This window comes from Porticoccus sp. GXU_MW_L64 (assembly GCF_052983295.1).
On the sequence record NZ_JBRKJK010000027.1, the window covers coordinates 1 to 17,395 of the forward strand.

16 protein-coding genes and 1 pseudogene are annotated in these 17,395 nt (G+C 51.4%); 13 read left to right on the plus strand and 4 right to left on the minus strand.

The features are described from left to right. Positions 1-289 precede the first annotated feature (289 nt). From ACVBEJ_RS14185 to ACVBEJ_RS14210, 6 genes are all read left to right on the plus strand, one after another. Positions 290-3,220, plus strand: a complete 2,931-nt coding sequence (locus ACVBEJ_RS14185; protein WP_447130297.1) for a CHC2 zinc finger domain-containing protein — start codon at positions 290-292, stop codon at positions 3,218-3,220. Continuing rightward, positions 3,220-4,236 carry a site-specific tyrosine recombinase XerC gene (xerC, locus tag ACVBEJ_RS14190; RefSeq protein WP_447130298.1) on the plus strand — a complete coding sequence of 339 codons (1,017 nt, stop codon included), beginning with the start codon at positions 3,220-3,222 and terminating at the stop codon, positions 4,234-4,236. The genes ACVBEJ_RS14185 and xerC (ACVBEJ_RS14190) overlap by 1 nt, the downstream gene beginning before the upstream one ends. Before the next feature lie 55 nt (positions 4,237-4,291). Further along, positions 4,292-4,555, plus strand: coding sequence for a CopG family ribbon-helix-helix protein (locus tag ACVBEJ_RS14195; protein ID WP_447130299.1), 264 nt, complete (start codon positions 4,292-4,294; stop codon positions 4,553-4,555). Further along, positions 4,540-4,830: a type II toxin-antitoxin system RelE/ParE family toxin gene (locus tag ACVBEJ_RS14200; RefSeq protein ID WP_447130300.1), complete on the plus strand. Its 291-nt coding sequence runs from the start codon at positions 4,540-4,542 to the stop codon at positions 4,828-4,830. Before ACVBEJ_RS14195 ends, ACVBEJ_RS14200 begins: the two co-directional genes overlap by 16 nt. A gap of 772 nt (positions 4,831-5,602) precedes the next feature. Continuing rightward, positions 5,603-6,271, plus strand: a complete 669-nt coding sequence (locus ACVBEJ_RS14205; protein ID WP_447130301.1) for a hypothetical protein — start codon at positions 5,603-5,605, stop codon at positions 6,269-6,271. A gap of 14 nt (positions 6,272-6,285) precedes the next feature. Continuing rightward, positions 6,286-6,594: a hypothetical protein gene (locus ACVBEJ_RS14210; RefSeq protein ID WP_447130302.1), complete on the plus strand. Its 309-nt coding sequence runs from the start codon at positions 6,286-6,288 to the stop codon at positions 6,592-6,594. 93 nt (positions 6,595-6,687) lie between these two features. On the opposite strand, the gene ACVBEJ_RS14215 is transcribed toward ACVBEJ_RS14210, so the two are convergent. Beyond that, a complete protein-coding gene (locus ACVBEJ_RS14215) occupies positions 6,688-7,305 on the minus strand; it encodes a YiiX family permuted papain-like enzyme (protein ID WP_447130303.1) in 618 nt (205 codons plus the stop codon). Between the two features lie 116 nt (positions 7,306-7,421). Beyond that, positions 7,422-7,790 (minus strand): helix-turn-helix domain-containing protein, encoded by a 369-nt coding sequence (locus ACVBEJ_RS14220; RefSeq protein WP_447130304.1) that lies wholly within the window; start codon positions 7,788-7,790, stop codon positions 7,422-7,424. A 182-nt stretch (positions 7,791-7,972) separates the two neighbouring features. Here ACVBEJ_RS14220 and ACVBEJ_RS14225 point away from each other — a divergent pair, with 182 nt between their 5' ends. The 6 genes from ACVBEJ_RS14225 to ACVBEJ_RS14250 all read left to right on the plus strand — a co-directional run bounded on the left by ACVBEJ_RS14225 (position 7,973) and on the right by ACVBEJ_RS14250 (position 14,562). Next, positions 7,973-10,903: a CHC2 zinc finger domain-containing protein gene (locus ACVBEJ_RS14225; protein WP_447130297.1), complete on the plus strand. Its 2,931-nt coding sequence runs from the start codon at positions 7,973-7,975 to the stop codon at positions 10,901-10,903. Next, on the plus strand, positions 10,903-11,919 hold the full coding sequence (gene xerC / locus ACVBEJ_RS14230; RefSeq protein WP_447130298.1) for a site-specific tyrosine recombinase XerC: 1,017 nt from the start codon (positions 10,903-10,905) through the stop codon (positions 11,917-11,919). Before ACVBEJ_RS14225 ends, xerC (ACVBEJ_RS14230) begins: the two co-directional genes overlap by 1 nt. A 55-nt stretch (positions 11,920-11,974) precedes the next feature. Then, positions 11,975-12,238 carry a CopG family ribbon-helix-helix protein gene (locus ACVBEJ_RS14235; RefSeq protein WP_447130299.1) on the plus strand — a complete coding sequence of 88 codons (264 nt, stop codon included), beginning with the start codon at positions 11,975-11,977 and terminating at the stop codon, positions 12,236-12,238. After that, positions 12,223-12,513 (plus strand): type II toxin-antitoxin system RelE/ParE family toxin, encoded by a 291-nt coding sequence (locus ACVBEJ_RS14240; protein ID WP_447130300.1) that lies wholly within the window; start codon positions 12,223-12,225, stop codon positions 12,511-12,513. Before ACVBEJ_RS14235 ends, ACVBEJ_RS14240 begins: the two co-directional genes overlap by 16 nt. Positions 12,514-13,270: 757 nt before the next feature. Further along, positions 13,271-13,954 carry a hypothetical protein gene (locus tag ACVBEJ_RS14245; RefSeq protein WP_447130305.1) on the plus strand — a complete coding sequence of 228 codons (684 nt, stop codon included), beginning with the start codon at positions 13,271-13,273 and terminating at the stop codon, positions 13,952-13,954. 11 nt (positions 13,955-13,965) lie between these two features. After that, positions 13,966-14,562: a hypothetical protein gene (locus tag ACVBEJ_RS14250; protein ID WP_447130306.1), complete on the plus strand. Its 597-nt coding sequence runs from the start codon at positions 13,966-13,968 to the stop codon at positions 14,560-14,562. 226 nt (positions 14,563-14,788) lie between these two features. Here the strand turns inward: ACVBEJ_RS14250 and ACVBEJ_RS14255 are convergent, their stop codons facing one another. Next, positions 14,789-15,235, minus strand: coding sequence for a hypothetical protein (locus tag ACVBEJ_RS14255; protein WP_447130307.1), 447 nt, complete (start codon positions 15,233-15,235; stop codon positions 14,789-14,791). Between the two features lie 30 nt (positions 15,236-15,265). Here ACVBEJ_RS14255 and ACVBEJ_RS14260 point away from each other — a divergent pair, with 30 nt between their 5' ends. Then, positions 15,266-16,735 carry an RHS repeat domain-containing protein gene (locus tag ACVBEJ_RS14260; RefSeq protein WP_447130308.1) on the plus strand — a complete coding sequence of 490 codons (1,470 nt, stop codon included), beginning with the start codon at positions 15,266-15,268 and terminating at the stop codon, positions 16,733-16,735. A gap of 527 nt (positions 16,736-17,262) precedes the next feature. Here the strand turns inward: ACVBEJ_RS14260 and ACVBEJ_RS14265 are convergent. After that, a pseudogene (locus tag ACVBEJ_RS14265) lies at positions 17,263-17,395 on the minus strand (IS256 family transposase); the annotation flags it as partial.

A 17,395-nucleotide genomic window follows, 5' to 3' on the forward strand; every position in this document is an offset into this window, starting at 1 on the left:
ACATCAACGAGAGGAGAAAAAAGCTGGTAAGAGAAAAACCAACTAGGCCATAATCTGGCCTTCCAGGTGGGTCAATTTTAGATGCAAAACCTGGGTCAAATTTGGGTGCAATTTAACAGTTGTGGTGCTTGATGCCGCTGATTGTATCCCTGGTTTTGCATATTACTTCCGCCTTGGGTTGACGATATATACATGCAGTGTATATGCTTGCGTCCAACAAATAAAGTATACATTTTTTGAATATAGGGGTTGACAGCATTTAGCTGAAATCCCGTATTGGGAGATAGGCATGGCGCGCATACCAGCAGAACAAGTCGAGAAGCTGAAAAGCGAGGTATCGCTGTTACAGCTGGTCAAAAACCAGGACTACCAACCTGTGAAGCAGGGCAAGGACTACGCGATCTGTTGCCCGTTCCACGAGGAGAAGACGCCGAGCCTGATCATCAGCCCGCAATCCAACCTGTTTAACTGCTTTGGCTGCGGTGCCGCCGGGTCGGTGATCGATTGGGTGATCAAGACCCAGGGCGTGAGCTTCCGCCACGCTGTTGAAATCTTGCAATCGGACACCTCTGTTTTAGCCGCTCCAGAGCGTCCGGTAAAAAAATCCATTGCCCGCAAGCTGGATGTGGTGTTGTCGGAGGATGCCGAAGCCCAACAACTGCTGAACCAGATCACTGATTATTACCACCAGGCCCTGCAAGAAAGCCCAGAGGCGCTGGCGTACCTGGAGAGTCGGGGGTTGAGCCATCCCGAACTGATCAACCGTTTTAAATTGGGCTATGCCAACCGCACCTTGAGTTACCGGCTGCCCACCAAGCGAAGCAAAAGCGGCGCGGAGCTGCGCAGTAAGCTCCAGGAGCTGGGCATCTATCGAAAATCCGGTCACGAGCACTTTAACGGTTCGCTGGTGGTACCGGTGTTGAATGATGGCGGCCAGGTGGTGGAACTGTACGGCCGCAAGGTGCGGGACGACCTGCGCAAGGGCACCCCGAAACATCTTTATCTGCCCGGCCCTCACGCCGGTGTCTGGAATGCGGTCGGGCTGGTGGATCAAAAAGAAGTAATCCTCTGTGAAGCGCTGATCGATGCAATGACGTTCTGGTGTGCTGGGTATCGCAATGTGACGGCCAGTTACGGCACACAGGGTTTTACGGATGACCACTTGGCGTTGTTTAAACAGTTGGAAATCCAGCGGGTGTTGATTACCTATGATCGAGACGAGGCGGGAAATAGCGCCGCTGAAAAATTGGCCAAGCAGTTACAGCAATCCGGTTTTGGTTGTTACCGCCTGAACTTCCCAAAAGGCATGGACGCAAACCGTTACGCGCTGGAAGTAACGCCCGCCAGCAAAAGCCTGGGTGTAGTGATCCGCAGTGCGGAATGGATGGGCGAGGGCGACGCGCCAGTTGCTGAACCAGAAAAAGCGCTTTTGCCACCGGCTGCGGCGGTGCCTGATGCACCCGCCAACCCCATAGGTGCCAACGTGACCGACCGGGAAGTGAACCTGGTGTTTGGTGATCGCAAGTATCGCGTGCGCGGCCTGGAGAAAAACAAAAACTACGAAGTGCTGAAAGTGAATGTGCTGGCCAGTCGGGAAGAATCGTTGCATGTGGATACCTTCGATCTGTACTCAGCGAAACATCGGCAGAGCTTTATCAAGGTGGCGGCACTGGAGCTGGCTGTTGAGGAAAACACCTTAAAAGCCGACCTAGGCAAGGTGCTATTAAAGTTGGAGGAGCTGCAAGAGCAGTTAATCCAGGGTAGTCAGCTGGAAGAGAAAAAGGCCAGTGTGTTGAGTGAGGGTGAGGAATCCGAGGCGCTGGAATTACTGCGTGATCCTGCATTGTTGGAACGTATCCTGACCGATTTTAGTCGCTGTGGTGTGGTGGGTGAGGAAGTAAATAAGTTGGTTGGTTACCTGGCGGCGGGATCGAGAAAATTGGATCGACCGCTGGCGGTGATTATCCAATCCACCAGCGCAGCCGGTAAAAGCAGTTTGATGGACGCGGTGTTGAACCTGATGCCGGAAGATGAGCGGGTGCAATACTCAGCCATGACCGGCCAGAGTTTGTTTTACATGGGGGAAACCAACCTCAAGCACAAGATACTGGCCATTGCTGAAGAGGAAGGCGCCAGCAATGCCAGTTATGCGTTAAAGCTGTTGCAGAGTGAAGGGGAAATCACCATTGCCAGTACCGGCAAAGATGAAAACAGCGGCGACCTGGTGACGCGGGAATACCGGGTGGAAGGGCCGGTAATGTTGTTCCTGACCACCACCGCCATTGATATCGACGAGGAGCTGTTAAATCGCTGCCTGGTGTTAACCGTCAACGAATCCAGGGAGCAGACACGAGCAATCCACGAGGCGCAGCGTCGGCGTAGAACCCTCGAAGGCCTCCAAGCCAAACTGGAAAAGGATCGGCTGGTTGCTCTGCACCGCAACGCCCAACGATTGCTGCGACCGCTGGCAGTGATTAACCCTTACGCCGATCAACTCACCTTCCTGGATGACAAAACCCGTACCCGTCGTGACCACGAAAAATACCTCACCCTGATCGACAGCATTGCTCTTTTGCATCAATACCAGCGCGATATTAAAACCGTGAATCACGCAGGCCAGAATCTGGAATATGTGGAAGTGCAGCTCAGTGACATCGAGACCGCTAACCGGCTGGCCCATGAGGTGTTGGGACGGACTTTGGACGAGTTGCCGGCGCAGACGCGCAAACTGCTGCGGTTGATCCAGGAAATGGTGAAAGAGGCTTGTCAGACGGACAGCATCGAGCAGAAGGATTACCGCTTTAGCCGCCGTGAGGTGCGGGAGTACACGAGTTGGGGCAACACCCAGCTCAAGGTGCACCTGGGCCGACTGGAGGAAATGGAATACTTGCTGACTCATCGGGGCCGACGTGGCCAATCTTACGAATATGAGTTGCTGTTTGATGGCGGTGACGGCGATCAGCTACGGATGATGGGTCTGATTGATACCGAAAAACTGGGTTATGGAACAAGGGGGTATGACAAAAAGAAGTCGGGGGTAACCGATAAGTTGTCGGCTCTTGGTCGGCCCCAAGTCGGGGGACGGTCGGAGTCGGTGAAATCATCCCAGTCCAGTGATGGCACGGAGTTGCCAGAAAGTGGTCGGGGTAACGCTGAAAATGTATTAGGAGCGAAACGCAATAACGGGTCGTACCGTAGTGGAGTGGTAGCGGCCTCCTGATGAACAGCTTGAGCCTGACCTTCCTTAGCCGCCTGTACCTGGATCACCTGCAGGTGATGAATTACGCCGAGCGCACCATTACCCACCGCCATGTCACTTTGAATCAATTTACCGCCTGGTGTGATGAGCGCGGTATCGGTTGCGCCACTGATATTACGAAACCCATCCTGGAGCGTTACCGCCGTCACCTGCACCACAGCCTGGATCGCAAGGGCAATCAGTTGAGTGCGAAAAACCAGCTGGCGCGACTGGTTCCATTGCGCAGTTTTTTTAAGTGGGCGACGCAGCAAAACTACCTGCTCTACAATCCGGCCAGTGAGCTGGAGCTGCCGAAGGTGGAGAAGCGATTGCCTCAGGCGACATTGACCGCCCAGGAGGCGGAACTGATCCTGTCGTTGCCGGACATCTGCACCGAGGAAGGGTTGCGCAATCGCGCCATCCTGGAAGTGCTCTACAGCACCGGTATCCGCCGCATGGAAGTGATTAACCTGGTGCGCGCAGATATCCACGCCGAGCGGGGTGTGCTGGCGGTACGGCAGGGCAAGAACAAGAAAGACCGCTTTGTGCCGATCAGTGAGCGGGCAGTTATCTGGCTCCAGCGCTACTTGGACGAAGTGCGACCAGGGTTTGCCCTTGAGCCGGATGAGGGTGTGGTGTTCCTGGAGCCCACTGGCCTGCCATTGCTGCCCGACAAACTGAGTCGCATTGTTACCAAGTACATCAAGCAAGCGGATATCGGGAAGAATGGCAGCTGCCACCTGTTTAGACACACTGTGGCGACACTGATGCTGGATAACGGTGCCGATATCCGTTTTATCCAACAGATGCTGGGGCACGCCAGTATCCAGACCACCCAGATTTACACGCAGGTCTCGATTGTGAAGCTCAAGCAGATCCATGATATGACCCATCCGGCGATGCATCGGGAGCGGCAGGAGAGTGATGAACCAGAGGCCACGGAAGAAGAGCTGTTGACCACATTGGAAATGGAGTCTGATGATGAGGGTGACGAATGAAGGGCTTGAGACTATACTGTTTAACGTTGTTAAACATCGTTAAACGAGGTGCGTTATGTTGGGAGTCCGTCTCGATGAAAACCTGGAGCAGCGCTTGACTGCCTTAGCAGAGAAAACCCATCGCTCCAAGAGCCACCATGCCAAAGAGGCTTTGCGCCGTTATATCCAGCAGGAAGAGGCAAAGGAGCAAGCCAGGCAGGAAACCCTGGAGCGCTGGGAAGCCTATCAGGAGACAGGGGAGGTGGTGAGCAATGACGCCATGACCCAATGGCTGGACAGTTGGGGAGACCCTAAGGAAAGTGCATGCCCAGTGAAATAGTCTGGTTGTCCGGAGCCGTGAGAGATGTCTCGCGGCTCCGTGATTTTATCCGTGAGAAAAATCCGGCAGCCGCACAACGGGCTGCCAGTCGCATCAAAGAGGCGGCGATAATCTTGTCAGAAAACCCGGAAGCTGGACGCCCGGTTGAAGACTTGCTGCCGTTCCGTGATCTGTTGATCCCGTTTGGTAACGGTAACTATGTCTTGCGGTATCGTGAAGAAAAAGAGCGTGTTGTGATTGTGCGTGTTTGGCACAGTCGAGAAGAGCGCATTTAGGCGGAGAGCCCGACGCATTAGCGAAACACCGAAAAGACAATAAGGCAACAGCTGGCCACATCAAGGCTTGTCACGCTGCTTGCAACCAGCGCAACCAGCGCGCCAAACCTTCATGCGTCCAGCAGCGCTATATTGTTTACCAACCCCCGCACTTCCGGCTGCAAGCAGCCTCCAGGGCGCGCCCCAGGCATGGGGCTGCACCGCGCCAGGGCCATTGAACATAATGCTGAAATTATGCGCAGTGGGTCATGTCGTGCGCCGTGTAAGTTAATCCAAATAACCAACAACGCAGGGCGGCACACCACACAACCCACTGTCCGCTGCGCCGCATAATTTGCATTATGTGTAAATGGCCCAGTCGCTTTAAGGGGGCGGCAAGCCGCAAAAGGCACTCTCTATAAACCTTGTAGCCAATCCCGAGAGCTACGCGCGGAAACAGTCCCAGCATTGCCCGCCATCCAGTGCCGCGCGTGGGCACCTGCGGTGTGGCAGCAAAAACCCGCTGCCCCATCCTCGCCGCCTTCCCAAACCCACAACCCTTTTAGCTGCTGATCAGGGGCGCTGCCGCGCCCCCGAATCGGCGGCTAAGGGCAAAAAAGCGCCTCTGGGAATTTTTTTGCGGGTGGGGTATGGTATCGGGGAAATGGTGAGCTAAGTGGCTGAAGGGACTAGGGAAAATCGGGAGGTAGCGTAGGACAGGCGTCGGGTTCATGCATCTGCACAGAATGAGAATGGGAGTGGCTGTTCCGGGTCGGGCGTGCATTATTGCACCATGGATGAGGGTGACACCAAAAACGTTAAAGCTAATGAAGAAGCTAAAAAGCCTGTTGTAAAAATCGAGCTTTTAATTGGTGGAGGATACACGGATAGAGACGGAGAAGATGTCACATATGGGCATGTAGCTTTGCGTGTATATAGTGAAGATGGGGATTTTGACTATACATACGATTTTGGACGCTATCATGGTGAGCCTTGGGGAATTGAAGACAGTGAAGGAGAGGGAACACTTCGGATTTGGACCAATTTCGATAAATATATAACAGGTGAAAATGCGACGGGAAGGACTACAAAGGGTTATGTTTTTTCATCATCTACTGAAGAAGCTGGCAAGATAATATCTCACTTTAGTAGCCTCGTGTCTGGCCGAAAACCAAATGAAGAACGGGGCGATCATATGAAGCAGTACCAGCTCGCAACGGATTATCATGCTGCAAATTGTAATTGTGCAACGGTTGCATTAGATGGTCTAAAGGCTGGAAATTCTGAACTGTATAGAACACTTAACCAAAATAAATTTGATAAAGGTAGAGGTTTGAGTTGGCTCAGCAGGAGAGCATATCGTTTTGCCAAGTCTGGTGATGGAGTAAGGATGCCCTTAGATTTGCAGGATGCAATTAAACAATCAGGGAAGGTAGATTCTACTAATACATACAAATGGTAAAAGCGAGTTTTATAGTGAGAAAAATTATGTATTTATCAATCGTTTTGGTTCTATGTGTCCTTGCCTTTTGGGCAGGAGCAAAGTGGAAGCGATATAATTTGGGAGATATGTCGACATATAAGTTGCTAGAGGAAATTACTCTCCAGGCATCTCCCGGAAAAATTGGCACACTTCCGCCTGGAAGCATTATTTATAAATATAGAGCGAAGTCAGAAACGGTTACATACATAGTCTTTTTAAATATGAAAAACCAAATGGTGATTGAGCCTGTTGAACTTGAGAAAATAAATGCTATTAGCCCTTTAAGTGGCTACCAAGAATAAAAAACGAGCGAAAAGGGGGCAAATTTATTTGTTGAGAAATCGTCTTAATTTATAGCTGAGAACGAATATTTTTTTGAACAGCTGTTAAGGTATTTACTCGCGATGAACCTCTACAAGTAAGTCACTATCAAACATGGCGGCTGGTGAAATCACCTGCTCTTCAAGTGGTGGCTTACCTCCCCAGCGCTCCTGTAGCTTTTGATGAGCCTCAGGAGAAGAGAGGTCGAAGTCGCCCAATGTCTCCAACGCACCGATCTCTACACCTAAACCACGCTTGAAAATTTTCCAAACCAACTCAGAGCAATAAATTCGCTCATCGCTCCAGCCAAAGTACAAATCGTAGTGCTTCCCGGTAAAACTCTCTCCAACCTTTTGCATACGCGCTAATCCTTCCGGTGAAAGTACAGCTGTAGCATTAGCAAGCCGCTTCACCACGTAATGACCATCTTCACCTCGAGCGACCCATTCTTTTAGTGGGGTAGTCTTAACTGGCTCAACAGCTTCAAAGACAAAAGGCTCTCCCTTTAAAACATACACTATCCCCATGTGGCTATACTTTGATTTTGTTGCCAACTGAATCGCCGAACTTTGAGCGGATTTTGATGTATGAAAGATGATGTCTCCACTTTCTGGCTGATAGCCGAGATCAGCAGAACAACTTAATGTAAGCGAAGATATTAAAGCAGCCGCTATAGTCATAATAAACTTCAAAATTTAGTGTCTCCTAGACATTATGGCCACCGTATGATCAAGGTAGCGATAGTAACCTGTTGTGTAGATTGTTTTGGTTAGTTAGCCGGGCGGGTGGCCGCACACTTGGTTAACGCTTACGAAGCCTGTTGTCTGAGGTGCTCATTCTCAATAAACGTATCAATCACCTGCAAAATCTGCCGCTTCCTGGCGGGAGTCAACTTCTCGATATGTTGCAGGCGTCGCTGTAGCCGGGTATCAGGCTGCCGAGTCTTCTTCAGAGGTTTGATGCCCAGCAACTCATCGGAGCTGACGCCGAGTACCTTGGCCAGTTTGGGTAATAGGGCGGCGGGTGGATACTCACTGTGTCCCTCGTAGTAAGAAATCATCCGCTGAGTCACATCCAGCTCTCTGGCCAGTTCCACTTGGGTGTATCCGGCCTTTTTACGCAGGGTCACCAACCGTTTGCCGAAATCGGTGAGCTGTTCCATATCTTGTTTTGGCATCGTGAAGCTCCGTTGTGGTGCTTGATGCCGCTGATTGTATCCCTGGTTTTGCATATTACTTCCGCCTTGGGTTGACGATATATACATGCAGTGTATATGCTTGCGTCCAACAAATAAAGTATACATTTTTTGAATATAGGGGTTGACAGCATTTAGCTGAAATCCCGTATTGGGAGATAGGCATGGCGCGCATACCAGCAGAACAAGTCGAGAAGCTGAAAAGCGAGGTATCGCTGTTACAGCTGGTCAAAAACCAGGACTACCAACCTGTGAAGCAGGGCAAGGACTACGCGATCTGTTGCCCGTTCCACGAGGAGAAGACGCCGAGCCTGATCATCAGCCCGCAATCCAACCTGTTTAACTGCTTTGGCTGCGGTGCCGCCGGGTCGGTGATCGATTGGGTGATCAAGACCCAGGGCGTGAGCTTCCGCCACGCTGTTGAAATCTTGCAATCGGACACCTCTGTTTTAGCCGCTCCAGAGCGTCCGGTAAAAAAATCCATTGCCCGCAAGCTGGATGTGGTGTTGTCGGAGGATGCCGAAGCCCAACAACTGCTGAACCAGATCACTGATTATTACCACCAGGCCCTGCAAGAAAGCCCAGAGGCGCTGGCGTACCTGGAGAGTCGGGGGTTGAGCCATCCCGAACTGATCAACCGTTTTAAATTGGGCTATGCCAACCGCACCTTGAGTTACCGGCTGCCCACCAAGCGAAGCAAAAGCGGCGCGGAGCTGCGCAGTAAGCTCCAGGAGCTGGGCATCTATCGAAAATCCGGTCACGAGCACTTTAACGGTTCGCTGGTGGTACCGGTGTTGAATGATGGCGGCCAGGTGGTGGAACTGTACGGCCGCAAGGTGCGGGACGACCTGCGCAAGGGCACCCCGAAACATCTTTATCTGCCCGGCCCTCACGCCGGTGTCTGGAATGCGGTCGGGCTGGTGGATCAAAAAGAAGTAATCCTCTGTGAAGCGCTGATCGATGCAATGACGTTCTGGTGTGCTGGGTATCGCAATGTGACGGCCAGTTACGGCACACAGGGTTTTACGGATGACCACTTGGCGTTGTTTAAACAGTTGGAAATCCAGCGGGTGTTGATTACCTATGATCGAGACGAGGCGGGAAATAGCGCCGCTGAAAAATTGGCCAAGCAGTTACAGCAATCCGGTTTTGGTTGTTACCGCCTGAACTTCCCAAAAGGCATGGACGCAAACCGTTACGCGCTGGAAGTAACGCCCGCCAGCAAAAGCCTGGGTGTAGTGATCCGCAGTGCGGAATGGATGGGCGAGGGCGACGCGCCAGTTGCTGAACCAGAAAAAGCGCTTTTGCCACCGGCTGCGGCGGTGCCTGATGCACCCGCCAACCCCATAGGTGCCAACGTGACCGACCGGGAAGTGAACCTGGTGTTTGGTGATCGCAAGTATCGCGTGCGCGGCCTGGAGAAAAACAAAAACTACGAAGTGCTGAAAGTGAATGTGCTGGCCAGTCGGGAAGAATCGTTGCATGTGGATACCTTCGATCTGTACTCAGCGAAACATCGGCAGAGCTTTATCAAGGTGGCGGCACTGGAGCTGGCTGTTGAGGAAAACACCTTAAAAGCCGACCTAGGCAAGGTGCTATTAAAGTTGGAGGAGCTGCAAGAGCAGTTAATCCAGGGTAGTCAGCTGGAAGAGAAAAAGGCCAGTGTGTTGAGTGAGGGTGAGGAATCCGAGGCGCTGGAATTACTGCGTGATCCTGCATTGTTGGAACGTATCCTGACCGATTTTAGTCGCTGTGGTGTGGTGGGTGAGGAAGTAAATAAGTTGGTTGGTTACCTGGCGGCGGGATCGAGAAAATTGGATCGACCGCTGGCGGTGATTATCCAATCCACCAGCGCAGCCGGTAAAAGCAGTTTGATGGACGCGGTGTTGAACCTGATGCCGGAAGATGAGCGGGTGCAATACTCAGCCATGACCGGCCAGAGTTTGTTTTACATGGGGGAAACCAACCTCAAGCACAAGATACTGGCCATTGCTGAAGAGGAAGGCGCCAGCAATGCCAGTTATGCGTTAAAGCTGTTGCAGAGTGAAGGGGAAATCACCATTGCCAGTACCGGCAAAGATGAAAACAGCGGCGACCTGGTGACGCGGGAATACCGGGTGGAAGGGCCGGTAATGTTGTTCCTGACCACCACCGCCATTGATATCGACGAGGAGCTGTTAAATCGCTGCCTGGTGTTAACCGTCAACGAATCCAGGGAGCAGACACGAGCAATCCACGAGGCGCAGCGTCGGCGTAGAACCCTCGAAGGCCTCCAAGCCAAACTGGAAAAGGATCGGCTGGTTGCTCTGCACCGCAACGCCCAACGATTGCTGCGACCGCTGGCAGTGATTAACCCTTACGCCGATCAACTCACCTTCCTGGATGACAAAACCCGTACCCGTCGTGACCACGAAAAATACCTCACCCTGATCGACAGCATTGCTCTTTTGCATCAATACCAGCGCGATATTAAAACCGTGAATCACGCAGGCCAGAATCTGGAATATGTGGAAGTGCAGCTCAGTGACATCGAGACCGCTAACCGGCTGGCCCATGAGGTGTTGGGACGGACTTTGGACGAGTTGCCGGCGCAGACGCGCAAACTGCTGCGGTTGATCCAGGAAATGGTGAAAGAGGCTTGTCAGACGGACAGCATCGAGCAGAAGGATTACCGCTTTAGCCGCCGTGAGGTGCGGGAGTACACGAGTTGGGGCAACACCCAGCTCAAGGTGCACCTGGGCCGACTGGAGGAAATGGAATACTTGCTGACTCATCGGGGCCGACGTGGCCAATCTTACGAATATGAGTTGCTGTTTGATGGCGGTGACGGCGATCAGCTACGGATGATGGGTCTGATTGATACCGAAAAACTGGGTTATGGAACAAGGGGGTATGACAAAAAGAAGTCGGGGGTAACCGATAAGTTGTCGGCTCTTGGTCGGCCCCAAGTCGGGGGACGGTCGGAGTCGGTGAAATCATCCCAGTCCAGTGATGGCACGGAGTTGCCAGAAAGTGGTCGGGGTAACGCTGAAAATGTATTAGGAGCGAAACGCAATAACGGGTCGTACCGTAGTGGAGTGGTAGCGGCCTCCTGATGAACAGCTTGAGCCTGACCTTCCTTAGCCGCCTGTACCTGGATCACCTGCAGGTGATGAATTACGCCGAGCGCACCATTACCCACCGCCATGTCACTTTGAATCAATTTACCGCCTGGTGTGATGAGCGCGGTATCGGTTGCGCCACTGATATTACGAAACCCATCCTGGAGCGTTACCGCCGTCACCTGCACCACAGCCTGGATCGCAAGGGCAATCAGTTGAGTGCGAAAAACCAGCTGGCGCGACTGGTTCCATTGCGCAGTTTTTTTAAGTGGGCGACGCAGCAAAACTACCTGCTCTACAATCCGGCCAGTGAGCTGGAGCTGCCGAAGGTGGAGAAGCGATTGCCTCAGGCGACATTGACCGCCCAGGAGGCGGAACTGATCCTGTCGTTGCCGGACATCTGCACCGAGGAAGGGTTGCGCAATCGCGCCATCCTGGAAGTGCTCTACAGCACCGGTATCCGCCGCATGGAAGTGATTAACCTGGTGCGCGCAGATATCCACGCCGAGCGGGGTGTGCTGGCGGTACGGCAGGGCAAGAACAAGAAAGACCGCTTTGTGCCGATCAGTGAGCGGGCAGTTATCTGGCTCCAGCGCTACTTGGACGAAGTGCGACCAGGGTTTGCCCTTGAGCCGGATGAGGGTGTGGTGTTCCTGGAGCCCACTGGCCTGCCATTGCTGCCCGACAAACTGAGTCGCATTGTTACCAAGTACATCAAGCAAGCGGATATCGGGAAGAATGGCAGCTGCCACCTGTTTAGACACACTGTGGCGACACTGATGCTGGATAACGGTGCCGATATCCGTTTTATCCAACAGATGCTGGGGCACGCCAGTATCCAGACCACCCAGATTTACACGCAGGTCTCGATTGTGAAGCTCAAGCAGATCCATGATATGACCCATCCGGCGATGCATCGGGAGCGGCAGGAGAGTGATGAACCAGAGGCCACGGAAGAAGAGCTGTTGACCACATTGGAAATGGAGTCTGATGATGAGGGTGACGAATGAAGGGCTTGAGACTATACTGTTTAACGTTGTTAAACATCGTTAAACGAGGTGCGTTATGTTGGGAGTCCGTCTCGATGAAAACCTGGAGCAGCGCTTGACTGCCTTAGCAGAGAAAACCCATCGCTCCAAGAGCCACCATGCCAAAGAGGCTTTGCGCCGTTATATCCAGCAGGAAGAGGCAAAGGAGCAAGCCAGGCAGGAAACCCTGGAGCGCTGGGAAGCCTATCAGGAGACAGGGGAGGTGGTGAGCAATGACGCCATGACCCAATGGCTGGACAGTTGGGGAGACCCTAAGGAAAGTGCATGCCCAGTGAAATAGTCTGGTTGTCCGGAGCCGTGAGAGATGTCTCGCGGCTCCGTGATTTTATCCGTGAGAAAAATCCGGCAGCCGCACAACGGGCTGCCAGTCGCATCAAAGAGGCGGCGATAATCTTGTCAGAAAACCCGGAAGCTGGACGCCCGGTTGAAGACTTGCTGCCGTTCCGTGATCTGTTGATCCCGTTTGGTAACGGTAACTATGTCTTGCGGTATCGTGAAGAAAAAGAGCGTGTTGTGATTGTGCGTGTTTGGCACAGTCGAGAAGAGCGCATTTAGGCGGAGAGCCCGACGCATTAGCGAAACACCGAAAAGACAATAAGGCAACAGCTGGCCACATCAAGGCTTGTCACGCTGCTTGCAACCAGCGCAACCAGCGCGCCAAACCTTCATGCGTCCAGCAGCGCTATATTGTTTACCAACCCCCGCACTTCCGGCTGCAAGCAGCCTCCAGGGCGCGCCCCAGGCATGGGGCTGCACCGCGCCAGGGCCATTGAACATAATGCTGAAATTATGCGCAGTGGGTCATGTCGTGCGCCGTGTAAGTTAATCCAAATAACCAACAACGCAGGGCGGCACACCACACAACCCACTGTCCGCTGCGCCGCATAATTTGCATTATGTGTAAATGGCCCAGTCGCTTTAAGGGGGCGGCAAGCCGCAAAAGGCACTCTCTATAAACCTTGTAGCCAATCCCGAGAGCTACGCGCGGAAACAGTCCCAGCATTGCCCGCCATCCAGTGCCGCGCGTGGGCACCTGCGGTGTGGCAGCAAAAACCCGCTGCCCCATCCTCGCCGCCTTCCCAAACCCACAACCCTTTTAGCTGCTGATCAGGGGCGCTGCCGCGCCCCCGAATCGGCGGCTAAGGGCAAAAAAGCGCCTCTGGGAATTTTTTTGCGGGTGGGGTATGGTATCGGGGAAATGGTGAGCTAAGTGGCTGAAGGGACTAGGGAAAATCGGGAGGTAGCGTAGGACAGGCGTCGGGTTCATGCATCTGCACAGGAGGAGAACGGAGGCAGTTGTTCAGGGTCGAATATGCACTATTGTTCGATGCCGGGGGTGAAGCAAGATAATGGTGAAAATGAGCCTGCAGATCCGTTATTCGATCCAGATTATGAAGTATTCGATGGCGATTACGACAACGAAGAAAATATTAATATGGATGTGCTAACCGATGGAGAGTACATAAATTTAATACATGGCGAATTTTTAACATACCGTGCGGTTTCGAATCCAAAAAGTCCTGGATCATCAATTGGGGTGATTGTCACTCGGGTGGTTTATTCAGATTGGGAATTAGTGGAAAACGAATCGTTGCAATCTGATGCTGGTGCAGCGGCACAAACTCTTGGTGCTGCGCTTGAATTAGCTAAAAAGACTGGGCCTGGAAGGATTGCAGATATAACAGGTCAAGTGATGGAGTCGACAGCTACTAATGTTTGGAGGAGAACGGTTCAGTACGAAACCCTTTATGCGGAATACAGTACTACAGGGTTTACACGATACCAGGGTGATTGGCGTAAACCGGGGATACCCCGAGCAATTGAGAAAGTTAGAAATTATGATACGCGCCGAACTGGACGAGTTAAGTGGGCCATCAATAGGCGTAAACTTCAAATAATTAGCTCTCCTGCGAAATATGGTTCACCACCTAAAGGTGATCTTGGAGCCTTTGGGCGTACCTTAGGCAAAGATTTAAGAGAGTATGATCTGAATTGATAGGGAATAGCATGAAGTTTGTTTTTGCACTGATATTATCGACTCTTTTTTGCGGAGCATCTGCAGATGCGGATAGAGTTTTTACAACTCAAGAGTTAGATGATTTTTTGTTTAGGGTTTACCTTGATCTGAAAGTTGCCGAAGGAAGGATGTCTAGATTAAAACAGTCTGGGGTCTTTTTTGAGAAAATACAATACAGGGAGAATTTGGAGCTTCTTGATATAGTTTTTGTTGCAGATTTTGGAGAGGATTATCGCCAAGACGGAGAGTTAAATGCGAAGGGAAAAGAGCTTTTGATATCAACAGTAAATGATGTTGGAGATTTTTTAGGTGTTGGCCAAAGCCCTCATTCGCGAGGTGGTGTTTTGAATATGGTGAGATACTCAAATGTTGTTCCATATGACAAGAAAAAAGCTAAAGCTATTAGAAATTTTTGCAAAGAAACCTCGGTTATAAGAATAATTGATATGAAGGGAAAAAAGTGGGAAGTTGCAGTTCTTGCAGGGGGAAGAAAGGCTTCTTTGGTAGAGTCGGAACGCCCTTTGAGATTAGACGATTTAATGAGCAAGCTAAGCGAAAAGAAAATAGATTTAACTAATCATCACTGATATATAACCGAGGAAATCCTACCCAACGCCCCGCCAGTCATCTGCCGGGGCGTTGTTCGTTTGGTGGTGCGGTCACTCCCTGATCCGCTTTATCCGCTCTTTGAGTTGTTGCTCCCGCTGGCGCACCAGACTGAGAAACTGCCCGAGCCCGATCAGAGAACCGATAGGGTCTAACCGATAGGGTCAGACTCTAACCGATAGGGTCAGACTCGATTGATTTTAAAAATCAGGTCGGATTCATGTGGCAAGACCACCACATAGAGCCAAGGTGAACCCCTAACTCGGCACCAGCATTGCCGGCAGTCACGGCGACATTCAAGAACTGGACTACACCTGGGACACCCTGGGTAACCTCACCCACCGCCAGGAGCAGTCCGGCAACAAAAACCTGAGCGAAACCTTCCAGTACGATGGCCTTAACCGCCTCACCCAATACACCGTCAGCGGCGCCACCAAAACCGTACAGTATGACGCCCTGGGCAACATCACCCACAAAAGCGATGTGGGCAACTACCGCTACGGCCAAAACAACGCCGGCCCTCACGCCGCCACCACCATCGCCGGGCAAAGCTACCAATACGATGCCAACGGCAACAACACCAGTGGCGATGGCCGAACCCTGACCTACAGCAGCTTCGACAAACCCGTACACATCCAAAAAGGCAGCAGCCACACCACCGCCTTTGACTACGGGCCCGACCGGATGCGCTACAAACGCACCGACGATAAAAACAACAACGGCATCGACAAGACCACCTGGTACATCGGCAGCGTAGAAATCATCGAAGACGCCGAGGGCATGACGGAAATCAAACGCTACATTGGCGATGCCGCCATTGTTACCCTGCACCTCAACAACAACCAGACCGTCACCCACAGCGACACCCACTACCGCCACTATGACCACCTGGGCAGTTTGGACGTGATCACCAATGCCAATGGCGCCATAGTGGAAGAACTGAGCTTCGACCCTTGGGGTGAGCGCAGAAACGGCGTAAACTGGAGCGACCTGACGGCGACAGAACTCGCCGGGTTCTTTGACAATGACAGCACCCTGAGAAATGGCATAGGGGCTCACGGCATCACCACCCGGGGCTTTACCGGGCACGAGATGCTGGACGAAGTGGGCATCGTTCACATGAACGGGCGGATTTACGATGCGAAGATCGCCCGATTCCTTCAGGCTGATCCGATTATCCAGGATCCACTGAATACCCAATCTCTGAACCGATACAGTTATACGTGGAACAATCCTCTGAACGCCACGGATCCGAGTGGATATGTGACGATAATCTCCGGTGATGCATTAAGATCTCTTGGAGGAGCTACATTGGGGGATGTGTTCGGTTGGAATTCATCTAGCACGATGAATACATTTGCTGCTATGAGCAGTGTATTTGGTAGCTTGGGGAGTAGAGTGATACCCAAGGGTTCGAGCTTGGCATCGTTTTCGGCTGGGGCATTGACTTCTGCATCAGAGGACAGCAGTGAGGGAGGTGGGCATGTTGCCAGAGGAGATAATGTCAGTTCTGATGGTAATGACCATAAATGGAATGAAATTGATGCTATACAATATTTCTTTGAGAATTTATTCAACAGCAATCCAGCAGAGTCTAGCTTGGCAGAATTTAAAGATGCATGGGTCAAAGACAAAAAAGAGGCAATAAAGAAAATAGCTGAATATCATGATATCCCACCGGAGATGTTGGCAGGTATAGCTTGGACTGAAGTCGGTGGAGATCCAGATGATCAAGATATTATTGTTCATGATCTACGGTCTATGGGCTTAATATCTGGAGACCCCTTGAATACTTCCTTCGGAGATGTACAGATTCAATTGCGGAATGTGGCCAAGGCGCTAAATGTTGATCCTGAGTCCTTAAATTATGGTGGTCGTGTCCAGCTTATCAAGCTAATGCAAAATGAAAATGCAAACCTGAATGTTGTTGCTAGGCATATAGGAGAGGCAATGCGCCAAGAATATGATGGTTTAACGGCAGCTGACTATACTGATGAACATATTCGTGCAGCAGGCTATATGTACAATATTGGCTACCCACATCCACTTATTGGTGAGGGTAAAGACCTTTCTGAGATCAGTAAGAGAGGAATTTCAAATTACGGAGATGATTTGTTAGGAAAAATGGATAAGATGCGCGGATTCTTGGAGTAACAAAATGAAAAGGCTATTTCTATATTTGACTCTTTTGGTATATTTCTTTATTGCTTTCCCTTGGGCGACAATGCCTGATAATGATTATCGGTATTTGCACCCAACATCTATTGCTCAGGCTGATGATGAAAACGTAGCGTTAATTAAGTTGGCAATCACACTTATGATTGTTTTATTAATTCCGATAGGCTTCTTGTTTCGGCATGTTAGTGTCTCTGAAAAGTGCATTATCGTCCTTTATCTAATAGTTATAGTGGGGCTTACAATATATAGTAGGCTCAACTGGTTGCAGTCCCCAGGAGCTGTTATATAGCGCCAAGAAAAATTAACCATTATTGAATTCAATATTGAAATGCCCCAGTAGAGCTTATCCACTGGGGTGAGGGTGTTCAAAATTCTGTGTCACCAAATCGAAGCTAACGCGCTTCGCTTGTTGGCCACTGCGCCGGTCTGATGAACCTGATTCCGCGAAGCGGCCTCAGAACCTTCAGCCCGTCACAGCGGCGTCAGTTTAGCGCGGTGGCGCTTTAAATATCCAGCACTCCATCTAACCGCCCTTCAAAATGAATCGCCATTTGCGACAACGTCAGATTCCAGTTTTGAACGGGGTGTGTCCATTTTTCCGAAGCGTTGATGACGCCAGCATAGAGTAATTTCAAC